Below are 15,906 nucleotides of genomic sequence, written 5' to 3'. Positions count from 1 at the left end.
GAAATTCGCTGCTGAATGATATTTGCTCCAACTGGATCGCCTTGATTTTCTTTCAACAATGCTAGGTGAACTAAAGCGGGATAGGAATTGGGATCGAGATAGATAGACGGATGGATTTATAGGGGTCTGCGACAATTTTTCCGGTTTCAGATGCTCCAACAAACAGTAATCCTCCGGGGATCAGCAAGCGATCAAGGGCTGCTAATACTTGTTCGCAAACTTCGGATTTCAAATAGATTAATAAGTTACGACAGAAGATAATGTTGTATTGCTTTTGAGTCAGAGCAAGGGCGGTTAAGACATTTCCCTGCTGAAAATTAACCAACTTACGAATAGATTCGGAGAGTTCATAACCCTGATCCGTTTGCTGAAAGTAGCGCGATCGCGGTTTCCAGTCCTCGCCCCGAAAGGAATTTTTAGTGTAGACTCCCCGCCTTGCTTTGGCAAGCGATCGATGGCTAATATCTATGGCATCAATCTCGAATTGTTTGGGATGTAGACCCGCTTCTAATAGGGCGATCGCGATGGAGTAAGGTTCTTCCCCCGTAGAGGATGGCACACTTAGCACTTGCAGAATATTGCGGTTTGGCGATGGTCGCCATTCTGAGGTGACATAAGTTTTGAGGTAATCAAAGGGTTTACCATCTCGGAAAAACCAAGTTTCGGGAACGATCAGAATTTCGATCAATTCCTCTAATTCGGTCGCAGAGGTTTGTAATCTTGCCCAATAGCTCGACTGATCCGGTAATTTACATTTGACTCGACGAGTCTCGACCGATCTGGCAATCTGATTGGGGCTGGCGATATCGGGATCTAAGCCGATAGTTTGGCTTAACAATCTGGCGATTTTATCTAATACCATATCTAACCCTATGCGGTTTTGAACTTAGCAATTTCTTTTCGTAATCCATTTGCCGCCTCGTCAAGCTGATATACAGCATTGTTTGTCTCTCGTAAAGAGTCTACTGTCTGCTGGGATGCTTGACTGAGTTGTCCCATGGCTTCACTAATCTGTTGGGCTCCTTGGGATTGTTCCTCAATGCTCTGACTCACCCGCTCAAAGCGGGGGGTCAATCCTTGTACTTGCTCAATTACCAGAGTCACCCGCTCGCTAATTTTGCTGACATCGACAACGCTATCAACCACTGATTTACTGAATTTATCCATTTCCATCACACCCGTAGAAACGGCGGACTGCATCTCTTTAATCATCTGGGCAATTTCTAAGGTGGCGACGGCGGTTTGATCGGCTAGTCGGCGAATTTCCCGTGCAACTACCGCAAACCCAGCCCCATATTCCCCGGCTTTTTCGGCTTCGATCGCCGCATTCAACGAAAGCAGGTTCGTCTGATCAGCAACTTTATTAATAGTAGTCACCACACTATTAATGTTATTTGCCTTTTCATTCATCACCCCCAGTTTGCTAGTAATGCTGGTGGTGGCTCCCGAAAGTTCGCGCATTACGGTTTCCATGCGATTCAGGTCATTATGACTGGCTCCGGCGGAGGTGGCTGTGGACTGTGCCATCTGTGTCACCTGCTCCATGACTCTGACCAATTCTTTGGAGGTGGCGGCAATCTGCTGGGAGGTGGCGCTGACTTCATTGGTGGAAGCGAGTTGCTCGACAACGGTGGCTTCTAATTCTTTCCCGGCGGCGGCAATTTGTGTTGAGGATGTGCTGATCTGCACTCCTGACTTTTGCATCTGGAGAATCAGTGTATTCAGTTTTTTGGACATATAGTGAAACGCGGCCATCAACTTACCAATTTCGGTAGTATCGTTGCTGACTTCAAGGGTTTGTTGTAAATCTCCTTCAGCAATCTGCTCTGCTGCTTTCACCACCTTGGGTAGATCTCGTCGGATGGGCAATGTGATCATAAAGGCCGCCGCCAGACTTGCCACAATCGTGATCAGGGTTCCCAAAATGATTAGTAAAGTCTGAAACTGCTTGGCTTTCTGGGCTTGGAGTAAATTATCATTTAGTTTAGCTTCAAGAATTGTATGGGCGCGATCGCTGGCTTCAGCGAGTTTGGCAATCCGAGGAATTAAAATTTGTTGTTTGGCTTCATTCATCTTATCGGCATCGACTAGGGTATAAACACCTGCTGCAACGCTATCGTACTCATCACCAATCTGGATCATGGCATTTATAGCTTCTCGCGTCTGCGGATCAGCAATCTTTGCCAATTCCTCTTTGTTCGCCAGCATACTTTCTCGGGCTTTCTCATAAGTCCCACGATAGTAAGGATCTTTAGGATAAAGAGCATATCCTCGGATACTGGCGATAATCCTGGCGACATCGTAAGCATAGGCATCTGTACTGCTGATGTGATCACCTGCTTGCTTTGAGTCTAACTGCAATTGGACTAAGTTTCCGATGCCGGAAAATAGCATCGAGCCTAGGATAATTAGAAACAGAATCGGAACGGAAAAACCCAGGATCAGGCGGCTAGTAATATTGTTAAACATGGTATTAGGAATTACGAATTGGGAATGAATTGGAAATTGAGCTTTACTGGACAATCGTTATTTTTTCTATTGCCTATTGCCTATTGCCTATTGCCCATTTAATTAAGTGTTTTCACCCATGAGCAAATAAGCGTGTTGTTCATCACTGAAAAGTTTCTCAAGTTGAAGACATTGAATAATCCGTTTTTCATCAATGATTGTGCCGCTTAAGTAGGGGGCTTCATCAACCCGAATACTGGAATCTTTAATGTCTGTAGTTGATATATTTAGAGTCTCCGTCACCCGCTCGGCCATCAGACCTAAATATTGTGGATCTCCTTTCTGATTAGGATATTTAACAATAATAATCCGGGTACTAAGGTGCGATCGCCCTGGAGTTCCTTGGATTAATTGGCACAGGTCAATGACGGGGAGAATTACTCCTCGGTAATTAAATAAACCCGCGACATATTCGGGTACATGATGTACTTTCCTGAAACTAACTCGCGGAATTACCTCAACAATATAGGAACTACTAATTGCAAAGAGGTCTTTTCCAGCGTAGAAAAGTAGAATTAGCATTTTTATTTAACCCACGATTGCTGCGTGAGCAATAACAACAATATTAAGCACAACAAATGAACCGGACAGGATCGGAACAGCAAAGCGCCGCATTAAATCCCGTGATAACTGTTCCTGTTCTGATTCGCTTAGAAATCGAGTATAAACTAGCAGACTGGCTGTGATGAAAATGTAAATAATTGCCATGATATGAATGAAATCAATCAGGGTGACGGAATTGCTACTTCCTAACTCGGATGTTGCTGTTTGCATATTCACTAAAACGGCAAACAAAGTCCCGACAAAAATACCCATTCGATCCCCAAAATCTTCATCCAGCAGCAATGTAATGATTGACAATGCTACCGCCGCATAAACGCCCAAAGAAAGTTTAAAAAAGCTAACTTTGCTCTCGCGATTAATCGTAACTGAAATCACGATGCGGGAACGGTAATTGTTATCTTTTGGGATTGACGGATTACCAAAGCTGGTTTGATAAGGAAAATTAACTTGAGAAATCTTAAAATCTGTAATTTTCCAACCCGCCAAATTCATATCTTTCTGATAGCTGGAGCCAGCAAAATCTGGGGTATGAACAAAACTAGATGCGTCTAACTGGGTTTCCTCTAGTATGATTTGCAAGACATGGCGATCAAAGGGATAATTATTGGTGTCCCAGTTGTAATAGAGAGTTGTGCCAATTTCTTGTCCAGACCAGAAGACATTTTTACTCGCTCCAAATAGATCTGATAGATTTTCATTGCGGGAAAACCTGTCGTAATTTTTGCTAACTTCCTTGCTATCTAAAACCTTCAGGGTTTCTAAAGGTTTCATATTATCAAAAGGACAGACGCTCCAGATCCAGAAATTTGCAGAAAATGAGTTTTCTGCGGGATTAAAATCTCGCAATGATGTCAAATAAACTCCAATTTGACAGGTTTTTGGAGGGGTCAAAGGCTCCGCACGAACGGGCAAAATTTGATATATCCAGCAACTAAAACTAACGGTCAGTATGCAACTAATTAGATATAATTTATTGACCACTGCTCTGACAGCAAGATGCTGAAGTTTAGAAATATTTTCCCTCAAGCATCAACTCCTTTACTAATCAGAATTAGAGCCACTGCAAGTCTACCTCATTTGACTACAAACCGCTACAATTTAAGTTTTTGGAAGACCTGCTCTTGCCAAGGAAACACCGATTTGGACACAAATCATACCGACTACGGCACTTCCGAAAAAATAAAGGAACATCGTTTGGTTATCTCCCTTGGCTAAAAAACCATTGGTTTCTAAACCATAGGTAGAAAAGGTTGTATAGGCTCCGCAGAAACCGGTTGTTGTCATTAGTCGCAATTCAGGTGAGATCTGTCTAATATTTTCGATCGCTAAAGTTAAAATATAAGCAATCAATAAACAGCCCGTCACGTTAATAAAGAATGTGCCATAAAAGCCAAAATCTTTGCCAAAAATTGCTTTGGCGGCTTCGGTGAAATAGAAACGACTCAATGCACCAAAAATAGCCCCAATTGCTATAGCTAGGGAATAACGTCCTTTCAAAAATTCCATTGTGTTTTACCTAAAATATTGATTATTTGTGGTTTTTTGTCAGCTAGATCTCAACTGTTTTTTATGATGAAGGGGGGACAACAGCATTGGCGAGCGCCACGCCTATCATCACTGCTCCTAGTCCTAAAATTGCACTCCCAGCCCAATAAAAAGCTGTGGGAAAGGTTTGTTTATTCCGCCATAGGGTTAGAGTATCAAAACCATATGTTGAAAATGTGGTATAAGAACCTAAAAATCCAGTTCTAATCAGTAAATCTAACTCTTTGGGATAGCCTGTAATTCCTTTGGAAATAGTGAAGAAGAAACCCATAGCCAAACATCCAGTTAAATTAATAATAAATGTTCCGTAGGGAAATTTGGCTCCAAATTTGGCTTTTGTCCATTCGGTAATTTGATACCGAGATAATGCACCAGGGACTGCCCCGGTAGCGATCGCTAAAATATTAGTTATATCTGACATTGGTTAAAATTCACCCTGTGCTAAGTAAGTTTAGGTTTTTTGGGATATTTTGGGTTTAGGGCAGAAACGTAGCTGAAAGCACAAAATGTTGTTTTTAGAGAACCAAAAATCCTCTATTTTTATCAACATCAGTTTCATCTATTTCATTATTCCCAAAAAAGTTGTGTTTTTTTAATTCACACAACTTTTACCTGTGCTTTGGAATTTTACTATGAAATTTAGAAAATTTTGTTTTGGCAATATGAATATTTTTAATTATGGATATGCAGCAAATTAATATGCAACAAATAGACTTAAATTTGTTAATCTAAATTCTTAGTGTTTGGATACAAAATCAGGTTCCTGTGAATTGAGAAACCTCCGTCAAAGCAAGTTTAAGCTTGACGGAGGTGAGGATCAATTTAAGCTTTTGACTTAAAAATTCTCTTTATTTCTCTTAGTAATCAGTCTGGCTCTGATATTTTCCGCTTTGGTTTTTACCATCAGTTGTTTGGATGACAAGGATTTCATTACCACCGCGAATCACGACACCAAACTGTTTGTATGGTTGAGATGTTCTTCCATCTTCATAAGACTGGGTAGCATCCAGAGAAAATGTGCCATCATTGTTAACTTTGTAAGTCCCTGTCACGCTATAACCTACTTCCTGCCCGTCAATGGAAACAAAACCCTTACCTGTATGAGCACCATTACCATCAAAATTAGCTGTTCTCAAAGCAGAATAGGAAACAGTAGAAACAGTACCATCAGGATTGGTAGTTTTACGAGTACCTTGATCTTGAAATCCGAAGCCACCTTTGAGACTGCCATTGTTAAATTCAGCCATGATAAAATTCCTATTTGTAAATACAAGTTGAATTATCAGGTTAACTTGGTTATTTTGTAAAATGAATATTTTGAATTATAGATATGCAGCAAATAGATATTAAGCAAATAGACTTAAATTTGTTAATAGTTTTAAAAGTTCTACTGGAGGAAGTTAATGTTACTAAAGCCAGCCAAAAATTGAATTTAAGTCAATCAGCAACAAAGCATCCTAGTTGATATCGAAAGGTTAATTGAAGAACCTGTTTTTATCCCCGAATTAGCTCGGGGGACGATTCGGATCGCCGCTTCAGATTACGCCACCACTGTGATTCTGCCTTCGGTTTTAAGAGAACTTTCTTTGAAGAATCCTTATCTTGATATCGAATGTTATGACTGGCATCCTGAAACTTTGGATCGGATCAAAAGTGGAGAGCTTGATCTCGGTTTGGGGATAGCACATTTAGATGAAACTAATGAATTTGGATATCAAAATTTATTTACGGAGGATTTTGTTTCGATCGTCAGGCTAGAACATCCTATTATTAAACAAGGTATTACTCTGGAATCCTATATTGCTTGGCCGCACGCTTTAATTACGGTTACAGGCTTACCAATTAACTCAATTAAGAAATCATCTAAAAGTCATGTTGATCACATTTTAGAAGAATTGGGAGTCAAACGTCGAGTCAGGTTAAAGTTACCCCATTTCCTATCTGCGGCTCTAATTGTTGGTCAAACCGATATGATTTTGACTTTACCCCGTCGGATTGCTTTGATATTTGCGAATATTGCTAAGATCACCATATTTGACCCCCCAATTGATTTGGGTAAGTATAACTATATGCAAATTTGGTCTAAGCATTCTAATCATGTTCCCTTTCAAATCTGGCTCCGCAATTTGATCAGAATCCAAACTCAAGACATCTAAGAAACAATCATTCCCTGTTCCCTATTCCCTATTCCCTATTAAAATATTACAATCTATTTAGGATTGCTATATTATATCTAGCTATCCCTAGAAGTTAGAGCAAAACTAACTATTTTCCAAGCAGATATAGAAACAGTTGTTTCCTGGGGTTGTTCTAATATATTTACAGAATAGTCTATAGTTAATCCCAGATTATTCTGTAATTCTAACCTAGTTTCTTCTCCCTGACATTCATAACATCTTAATATCCATTGTTTGGACTTAGTTTCTGACTGTTTGAATGCCATTAAAATTAAATGATCAGACCCTAACTCTAGGAAACTCTGGCAACTCGATGATTCTAAATTAGCGGTTGAGGATATAGGCGGATAGACTTTAACCTGTAACGGCCGATTAAATTCATAGCCCTTTTGAACAGTTTTTGCTTGTTTCCAATCTCCCCCATGGGGATAAACTGCATAACTAAATTGATGCCATCCTAAATCGGCCTCTGGGTCGGGCCAGGTTGAACCTCTTAATAATGTTAATCGCAGTTGATCGCTTTGAGCATCATAACCATATTTACTATCATTTAATATACTAATTCCATAATCAGGTGTACTAATATCTGCCCAATGAATTGCCGGAACTTCCCATTTCGCTTTCCCCTCCGGAAACCCCCCGTACACGGGGGGCAGGGGGCTTGGGGGGTTTTTGGGGTTAGTAGGTCGTTGAATTACACCACAGGGTATTTCATAACTAGCAAAATCCGCCGTAATAGTTAGGGGAAAAGCAACTTTAATTAAAGTATGACGTTCTTGCCAATTGACGGTGGTTTCTATTTTTAATTGGGGTGAACCTTGTTCTAAAATATAATCTTGGCAAAACTCTGATTGATTTAACCGTTTAATAATTCTCAGTCGCCAAACTATCGGCCCTGATTCTATCCATTCAATTGATTCTAATTGCGGTAAATCTAAGGGATATTCTTGATAATTGGGGTTGATATTCCACCCATCCCAATATTGTCCTGAATCTGCAAAGACTTGTAATTGATTTCCCTGTCCTAGTTGGAGGATATTTCTTTGATTAATTAAGTCGAAAACCTGTTCTAAATTTCCGGTTTCCGTATCTACAATTACCCGCAAAATATCATTTTCAAAGCTAATATTTTTAGGTTCTAACTGATAATATTTGACAACCTCGTTTTTTTCTGCTATACTTTCAGTATAATTAGGAATAGGTTTGCCCATATAGGGGTATTTCTGCGAGATTTCAAGGGTTTCAGCCTGTTTGCGCCCCAACCAATAGACCTGATATCCCAGACTCGGAACATTTTTTGCCAGGAATAGCAGTTGCGGTTTTTCCGACCTTTCCCCCCGTGTTTGGGCGGTTTGGGGTATTCCCTGGTAATCATAAATTTGCCAACAGCTATCGGAATTAGGAATAGGCACAGCCACGACTTCTGAGCGTGACCAGTTCAGGGAATTAAAGATAAAAATTGGTTGGGCGTCAGGTTGGGAGGGGAAGTTAACAGAAATAGAGGCAACAATGGCATCGAAGGACTGGTGGAGAATTTCCTCGGCGGTTTTGATGGCGGTTTCCCAGTCTTGATTTGCCTGCTGGTAGACTTCAGTAATGGCAGTTCCGGGCAGGATATCGTGAAATTGGTTTAACAAAATTTGCTTCCAAGCTGTTTCTATTTCCTGCTGGGGATAAATAGAACCGGAGTAAAGGGTAGCTATAGTTGCAAATAGTTCTGCTTCATATAATAGGGTTTCCCCCCGACGATTAAACCGTTTTTGATCTGCGTGGGTAGTATAGCAACCGCGATGGAATTCTAAATATAATTCATCCCGCCAGATCGGAAGGGGTGCGGGGGCATTATTTAGGACTTCTATTAAATAGTCTTTGACCTTTTGAAACTTAAACTCTGGAAAAATAGCAGATTGATTCCAGCGTCTAGTTATTTCTAACATATCACGGGTCGGCCCGCCCCCATGATCACCAACTCCGGGCAACCATAAACTCTGATTTAATCCGGTTTGGGTTTTCCATTCCAGAGCATATTTAAAGATTTTCACCGGGTCAACTCGTTCACCAATTAAAGCGGTCATGAAACTAATAATTTTAGTTCCATCTAACCCTTGCCATTCAAACAACCCGTAGGGAAATTTATTTGTATCATTCCAACGCAGTTTTTGGGTAATAAAATAATCAATACCGCCCTGTTGGAAAATTTGGGGTAATTGCCAGCAAAAACCAAAGGTATCGGGTAGCCAAGCGACGGTGGAAAGTTGACCCATTTTTTCTAAAACATATCGCTGTCCGTATAATACCTGACGGACGATAGATTCTCCATTAATAATATTCAATTCTGGTTCTACCCAGAGTCCGGCGGCGATTTCCCAGATTCCTTTTTGAATATTATCTTGAATTTGACTAAATAAATCGGGACGATGTTTTTCTATCCATTCATAAAGAATAGGGGAGGAATGACAGAAGATTAATTCGGGAAAGTCTGTTTGTAATTGCAAAACTGACTCAAAGGTTTTTTGCGCGACTATCCAGGTTTCTGTTATCGGCCATAGCCAAGCTAAGTCTAAATGGGCGTGACCGAGTAGGGAAATTTTGTAGGTGTCTAATTTAGGGATAACTGATTTTAATATCTGACGAACTTGGGTCAGGCTATTTTCAAATTCAGTTAGATTTTGTCCCCCCCAAACCCCCCGTGTACGGGGGACTTTTGGGAGGATATAGCCAGAAATGATATCTAAAATCTTCCCTAGGGAAGTTAAGTCGGTTTCTAGGTCGGGTTGGTGATTTTCCGATGCTAAAAATATCCCTAAAATTTCTAACTCGTCAGCTAAGAAACTAGGATCAATTTTTGAGGAGTCGGAAAGTTCATACCAACAGCAGGAATTAACTAATGCTCCTCGGTCGTGTCCCGGACTAATTAAAGATAACTCTATTTCAAATTCATCCCCAGGCTGTACCGACGAACTTAATAGAATGCGGGTATAACTATCAAACAAGTCTCCGGCTTGTACAAACTGGTTATTAATATAGATTTGAGCATCCTGTGCCCACCAACTTAAGACTAATCTTAAAGTTAAACCTGTTAACGGATAACCCTGTAACTCCCTGGGAACTATAATTTTTTGTCTTAATTTCAAAACCTGTTTTCCCGCCGCCCAAGGAATATGTCCTTTTTCATTGATTTCAACTGGGTGATCAGACTCCCCAGGGTTGATAATTTGCCAATGGAGTTGCAGATTAATTTGAGTCAACAGACGTAACCGTTGAGCAACTTCCGAAATCTTTAATTGCAGGGTAGGGGTAGAAAAAGACATTTACCAAAAAGCGAGTGGAAAGCCCCCGACTTTAGGCGTGGGGATGAACACGGTGGTGGCCCTTCGACTACGCTCAGGAGAGCCTTTAGCCACCTTGAAGAAGTTTGTCACAAAAATAGCTTTATCTGCAATACCTTATGATAAAATAGAATCATGATAGTTAGAGAAGCCAAACTACTGCACGGAACCAAGGAGCAATACCTAGCTCTTGATGAAGCCATTCGTACCGCACAATTCATTAGAAACAAATGTGTTCGGTACTGGATGGATAATCAAGGGGTAAGTAAGGCTGGTTTGTATGCGCTATGCAAAGACTTAGCCGCATTATTTCCTTTTGCCAAAAAGTTAAATTCGGCGGCTCGTCAAGCTAGTGCAGAAAGAGCTTATGCTTCTATTTCTAGTTTATACAGTCGTTGCAGAAAGAAAGAAAAGAAAAAAGGCTATCCTAAATTCAAAAAACATTGTCGCTCTGTAGAATATAAAGTTTCGGGATGGAAACTATCTAATGACTGCATGAATATTGCTTTCACCGATGGTTTTGAGATCGGAACTTTGTCTGTTTATTGCAACAATGAAACAAGGGAAGACCTATTTCGATTAAAAATTAATCGTGTTCGCGTGGTCAAAAGAGCAGATGGCTATTATGCCCAATTCTGCTTTGATACTGACCGCAAAGAACAAATTGAATACACTGGCAATGTTGTCGGGTTAGATCTGGGATTAAAGTATTTCTTTAAAGATCAAAATGACAATGCTGTAGTATATCCCCAATTCCTAAGAAAATCTGAGCGGAAGTTAAAAAAAGCTCAAAAACAATTAAGTAAAAAGTTTGTGAAAGGGGCGAAACCCCAATCTAATAATTATCATAAAGCTCGGAAAAGACTGGGTAAAACCCACCTGAAGATTCAAAGACAGCGCAAAGACTGGGCGATTAAGCAAGCTCGGTGCGTAGTTCACTCTAACGATGTGATTGTCTATGAAGATTTAAAGGTGTCGAACATGGTCAAGAATCATCACTTGGCTAAGTCGATTTCCGATGCTAGTTGGTATCAATTCACCCAATGGTTAGACTACTACGGAAAAATATGGGATAAGGCAGTTGTGGCTGTTTCGCCTAACTATACTTCTCAAGATTGTTCTAGTTGCGGTTATCGGGTGAAAAAGTCATTGAGTACCAGAACCCATTCCTGTGCTAATTGTGGAATAGAGATTTGTCGTGATACAAATGCGGCAATTAATATTCTTAAAAAAGGCATGGGAATTCTGGGAATAAAGTGCCAAAACAGTACCTTTGGGCAAAAGGGATCTGCCGAGCAATCGGGAAAGCATGGGGAGAAGACCGCCTCTACTATTGATGGGAAACCAGAGATAGCAAGTGGATTTCTGTGAACCATGAACAAGAATCCCCCGCATTTATGCGTGGGGAGTATGTCAATGTTATAGTTAATAGGGGAGAATATAGATCAAACTTGGTGTAACCATGTCTGTTGCTGAATCCGGGCCATACAAAAGTCGATTCTTTAATTTTATCTCTCAGACGGCACAGAAATTTACCGATGAGGGCAGTCGCAGTTGGCGCTATTTTAAGTTCGCCACCGAGATTACCCTGCAAACAGCACTATACCCAGTTTATTTTATCCTGCAAACCGTTCGAGTCACTACCCAAAAATTAGGGACGGCGATTAAACAGCATTTACCCCAACTCAATTCTGAGGTCAAGTCCCAACCTCCTAATGTTGATACTCCTATTATTCATATTCTAAATACCGTTACCACCGAAACCGCTCCCCCAAACCCCCCGTACACGGGAGGCTTTGAAAATTCGATAATTTCCCAACCCGCAGCAGGAGAAATTCAAGGGGTAGCTAGTAAAATTGATTCCCAAACCTTAGTATTAGTTCAAAAAGATAATCAAATTTTAGATAGTCTCACCGTTGAACAACAATATCAACTTCAACAACGGATTAGTTTAGAAGTCGCAGACTATCACTATTATTATCGAAATTCAGCACAACATCCCAAACCTTTCCAACCCCAGTTACAACCTTTTAGCCATCCTATTAATGTTGTATCTGCCATTCGAGGATTTTGGCAAGTCCTATGTTGGGTACAAACCAGTCCTGTAGCAGTCAAAATTAATTGTTTTGGAGAATCTAATTTTGTTGAGTCGGTTTCTCTCCCCCAGCCTTCTCCTGAATTTATTCATAACTTAGATTTTGCGATCGCGCAAGTCGAAGATTATTCTATTATTCCCATCTCCCAAGCTACCCATAGCTTAGTCCAACAAAGTCAAACCCTGGGAAAAACCGTAATTCAAACCTGGAAACATCCCCATTTATCGGTAAAATCAGAATCTTCATCTTCCCTAGAAACGGGTTTTGATCAATATTTTTATAAAGTTCAGTCCCTAATTCTGGCGGCGATAGATTATTTCTTCAAAGACCATCAGCATACTATTAATTCTGAGCATATCCCCGAAGAATATTCCGGGGTAATTTCCAATTCAAAATCTTCTTCCCTAGAAGACCCCTGGTCAACTATTGATACTCGGACAAATAATATTTTATCCAAACTCAAAAAACCTAAGACCCAAAATAACCCTATCGAAAATAATCGGATTTTTCAGAAACTTCAATCTTCCTTAAACCGTTTCCCCACAAAAACGACCCCGGAAAATATCGGTTTAATTTCTGAAAATTCTCAAAACCCCTTGACAAAAACGCAAAACTGTGTTATAGAATCCAAGAAAACCGCAACTGCGACCGATTCCCCCGACTGGCTAGAAGCTCAGGTGACATCAACCGGATATATTCAACATCCCCTAGAGAAGATTTTAGGATGGTTAGATCAGGTTATGGTTAAAGTTGAGGAGGCGATCGCTAAAACTTGGTATTGGTTAACTCATTATGAGTAATGGGGTAATAGGGATCACGGATTTAGGAGGATTTCACAGATTTCACGGATTTTAATCTGTGTTAATCTGCGTCATCCTCTTAAATCCGTGATCGGGAATGGGTAATGGGAAGAATACTGTAACGTAATTGTTCTAACCCTTCTGGCAGATGCCGAAACCGAAAAAAGGCTTTATAGGCGAGCATAGATTCCCCATTATAATAATAACACAAAATGAACTTGTGTCAAGGGGGTAGAAAAAGAATCCTTAAACCAGTTGGTATTTTGGGATATGATGGTAAAGTTGTGCTTACGGCATAACAGCTATAAATAAACTCTTGCAGCCTCGGAGAAATTCACAAATGCTGACCCTAAAAATCGTTGTTAATATCGTAGTTCTGTTCTTCTTTAGTTTATTCGTGTTTGGATTCCTGTCGAATGACCCAGCCCGGAACCCGAAACGCAGAGACTTAGAGTAGAGAAACATGGAAGTTGTCCAAACAGAAGTTAGGGCTTGAAAATCAAAACCAGATGCCGACAACCTCTGTGAACAAAATCCCTGATATGATAAAAACCTGGAGTGTCATTAGTGATCATCCCGATGGGCTGATAGCTAATGACATTGTTTTAGCCTGTTCCCTAAAGGGGTTGAGTTCTGGCTATTCTGTGAAATTCCGTTACAGCAAATATGCCCTACCCGCTACCACCCCCTGACCTGCCCCCAATGATTCGTCATCTTCCCCAACCACAGACCACTGAAACGGGGATAATCGGATTAGAACCACAAATATCTTCCCGGGTAAAAACCCCAAGAACCATCAGCTATCCTTTACCTGAAGATCAGATTCAGGCATCCGACCCTGTATCCGCAGAACTACTGGGGTCGGCCGTCACCATAGAAACCGCCCCACCTTTAACCGAGAATCAATATCGGTTTGATGCCTCCTTTTCCTTTACCAATAGCGATAATTCCTGTCAGAGTCCTTGTAACAGAATAGTTGTCACCCCCCCTAAAACTCCCACCCAAGAATCGACCGTTATTCCAGTTCCCACCCCCGCAGATATAGTCGAAATCACCGCCGATCGGCAAGAATATGATCAACAAAGGCAAATCGTCACCGCCCAAGGGAACGTGATGGTGAGGTTTCGCCAGTCCTTAATTAATGCAGAGCAGGCCCAAGTTAACCTAAATACCCGTCAAGTGATTGCCCAAGGGAATGTGGCCCTAACCCGGGGAAATCAGGTGATTCGGGGCGATCGCATGGACTATAACTTCGTTGTCGGTACCGGGTCAGTTTACCAAGCCAACGGCGTTGTTTATACCCCCTCCGCCGACACCGATTTAACCGTAGTTGACCCCCTAACTCCAGGGGTTACTCCCCTACTAAATGCCCCGATCAGCGACCGAATTACCGCCGCCCAACCCTTAGCCAAAGTCAAAGCTGATGGGGGGCTTAACGCCGGAGTCTCGGTCGGAGGGGGGGAAACCTTTGGGGTAAAAGGCAGTGTGAATCGCTTGAGATTTGCCGCCGAACGGATTGATCTGTTTGGGGATGGGGGATGGGAAGCCCAACAGGTGCGACTGACCAATGATCCCTTTTCCCCCCCGGAACTAGAATTAAGAGCCGATACCGCCCGATTTAACCGAGTTTCACCCCTACGGGATGAACTGATCACCACCAAATCCCGACTGGTGCTGGATCAATCCTTTAACCTACCTCTGTTTCGAGAACGTACCGTCATTGATCGAAGCCAAAAAGAACCCCTACCCTTTTCCTTTGGTTATGATCTCAGGGACTTTGGGGGATATTATATTCAAGGTAATCTACCTTCGGTTCCCCTTGGCCCGTTGACCCTGCAAGTGGCGCCTAGATTATTAATCCAACGGGCTTTTCAAGATCATGTCACCCCCTTCGATCCGAAAACCTTGGGGTTAGAAGCAAGGATTTCGGGATCAATTACCCCAACTACGGCATTAAGTGGGTTTTTATCCATAAATACCTTAGAAAATTTCCCCGATCTGAATGAAAAAGCCCTTCGCGGTAGTATCCGAGTCCGCCAACAATTGGGGGCTGGGTTTGCCCTGAATGGAGAATATAGTTACCGTAACCGTTTGTTTAACGGAACTTTGGGGTATCGTACCGTTTGGAGTAGTTTAGGGACGGTGCTGACTTCTCCTAAGATTGCTTTAAATGACCAGGGGGCTACCTTTAGCTTTCAAACATCCTATCAATCGGTAAATGCTGATAGCGATCGCCCGGAATTACTCAAACCCACTCGTCTGAATAATCGAGTCACTTTAGATCGTTATGAGGCGTTGGGAACTTTAATTTATCCGGTATTATTATGGCGGGGAGAAGGCTTACCACCAACGGCTACGGAAGGTTTACGTTATACCCCTCGACCCGTGATTCCCTTTGTACAATTAGCCTTAATTGCCCGAGGAGTCACCACCCAATATAGTCAAGATTATTCCCAATCCTATCTGAGTACCTCTGTCGGGGTGCAAGGACAATTGGGTCATTTTTCTAAAGACTTTTTAGACTATACGGGGTTTAGCCTATTTTATACTCAAGTGATATTGGATGGACAATCGCCCTTTTTGTTTGATCGTTTAGTCGATCAACGAGTATTAAGTATGGGATTAGTTCAACAACTTTATGGGGGGTTAAGGGCTGGGATTGAATCGGCAGTTAATTTGGATAGTGGTTTATCATTAAATAATGAATTAACCTTAGAATATAGTCGCCGTACCTATGGGGTGATGCTGAGGATTAATCCGGTGCGTCGGATTGGCAGTATTAATCTCAGAATTAGTGATTTTAACTGGATCGGAACTCCAGACCCCTATTTTGGTTCTACTCCTGAAATAGAAAATTAGGGTGTAAGATTTATGATCATAATGCCAA

13 protein-coding genes are annotated in these 15,906 nt (G+C 41.4%); 5 read left to right on the top strand and 8 right to left on the bottom strand.

Annotated features, from left to right (window positions below; translation table 11 throughout):
• Positions 1-70 precede the first annotated feature (70 nt).
• From NMG86_RS00295 to NMG86_RS00265, 7 genes are all read right to left on the bottom strand, one after another.
• Complete coding sequence (locus NMG86_RS00295; RefSeq protein ID WP_199918595.1) at positions 71-862, bottom strand: CheR family methyltransferase; 792 nt, start codon at positions 860-862, stop codon at positions 71-73.
• Positions 863-870: 8 nt separating this feature from the next.
• On the bottom strand, positions 871-2,469 hold the full coding sequence (locus tag NMG86_RS00290) for a methyl-accepting chemotaxis protein (protein WP_026796749.1): 1,599 nt from the start codon (positions 2,467-2,469) through the stop codon (positions 871-873).
• Positions 2,470-2,571: 102 nt separating this feature from the next.
• Positions 2,572-3,030 carry a chemotaxis protein CheW gene (locus NMG86_RS00285; protein ID WP_026788174.1) on the bottom strand — a complete coding sequence of 153 codons (459 nt, stop codon included), beginning with the start codon at positions 3,028-3,030 and terminating at the stop codon, positions 2,572-2,574.
• A 6-nt stretch (positions 3,031-3,036) separates the two neighbouring features.
• Entirely contained in the window at positions 3,037-3,984 is a 948-nt protein-coding gene (locus NMG86_RS00280) for a ligand-gated ion channel (protein WP_026796748.1), read from the bottom strand.
• A gap of 186 nt (positions 3,985-4,170) precedes the next feature.
• Positions 4,171-4,578 (bottom strand): fluoride efflux transporter CrcB, encoded by a 408-nt coding sequence (crcB, locus tag NMG86_RS00275; protein ID WP_026788172.1) that lies wholly within the window; start codon positions 4,576-4,578, stop codon positions 4,171-4,173.
• 61 nt (positions 4,579-4,639) lie between these two features.
• Positions 4,640-5,038, bottom strand: coding sequence for a fluoride efflux transporter CrcB (gene crcB, locus NMG86_RS00270; protein ID WP_026788171.1), 399 nt, complete (start codon positions 5,036-5,038; stop codon positions 4,640-4,642).
• Between the two features lie 436 nt (positions 5,039-5,474).
• On the bottom strand, positions 5,475-5,864 hold the full coding sequence (locus NMG86_RS00265; protein ID WP_026788170.1) for a hypothetical protein: 390 nt from the start codon (positions 5,862-5,864) through the stop codon (positions 5,475-5,477).
• A gap of 207 nt (positions 5,865-6,071) precedes the next feature.
• Between NMG86_RS00265 and NMG86_RS00260 the strand changes: the two genes are divergently transcribed.
• Positions 6,072-6,773 carry a LysR substrate-binding domain-containing protein gene (locus NMG86_RS00260; RefSeq protein WP_081694424.1) on the top strand — a complete coding sequence of 234 codons (702 nt, stop codon included), beginning with the start codon at positions 6,072-6,074 and terminating at the stop codon, positions 6,771-6,773.
• A gap of 77 nt (positions 6,774-6,850) precedes the next feature.
• Here the strand turns inward: NMG86_RS00260 and NMG86_RS00255 are convergent, their stop codons facing one another.
• The gene (locus NMG86_RS00255; protein ID WP_026796747.1) at positions 6,851-10,105 is read right to left on the bottom strand and encodes an alpha-mannosidase; all 3,255 of its coding nucleotides are present in this window, start codon (positions 10,103-10,105) and stop codon (positions 6,851-6,853) included.
• Positions 10,106-10,258: 153 nt separating this feature from the next.
• Between NMG86_RS00255 and NMG86_RS00250 the strand changes: the two genes are divergently transcribed.
• The 4 genes from NMG86_RS00250 to NMG86_RS00235 all read left to right on the top strand — a co-directional run bounded on the left by NMG86_RS00250 (position 10,259) and on the right by NMG86_RS00235 (position 15,878).
• Positions 10,259-11,494 (top strand): RNA-guided endonuclease InsQ/TnpB family protein, encoded by a 1,236-nt coding sequence (locus tag NMG86_RS00250; RefSeq protein WP_026796746.1) that lies wholly within the window; start codon positions 10,259-10,261, stop codon positions 11,492-11,494.
• Between the two features lie 91 nt (positions 11,495-11,585).
• Complete coding sequence (locus NMG86_RS00245) at positions 11,586-13,019, top strand: hypothetical protein (RefSeq protein ID WP_026795386.1); 1,434 nt, start codon at positions 11,586-11,588, stop codon at positions 13,017-13,019.
• A gap of 340 nt (positions 13,020-13,359) precedes the next feature.
• Positions 13,360-13,476, top strand: coding sequence for a photosystem II reaction center protein I (locus NMG86_RS00240; RefSeq protein WP_071782591.1), 117 nt, complete (start codon positions 13,360-13,362; stop codon positions 13,474-13,476).
• Positions 13,477-13,685: 209 nt separating this feature from the next.
• Positions 13,686-15,878: a DUF3769 domain-containing protein gene (locus NMG86_RS00235; protein WP_026788165.1), complete on the top strand. Its 2,193-nt coding sequence runs from the start codon at positions 13,686-13,688 to the stop codon at positions 15,876-15,878.
• The last annotated feature ends 28 nt before the right edge of the window (positions 15,879-15,906 follow it).

Origin of the sequence: Planktothrix rubescens CCAP 1459/22 (assembly GCA_904830895.1) — a bacterium.
Taxonomy (GTDB): domain Bacteria; phylum Cyanobacteriota; class Cyanobacteriia; order Cyanobacteriales; family Microcoleaceae; genus Planktothrix; species Planktothrix agardhii.
The sequence above is the reverse complement of the archived record's forward strand: the minus strand, read 5'-3'. Positions and strand labels throughout refer to the sequence as shown.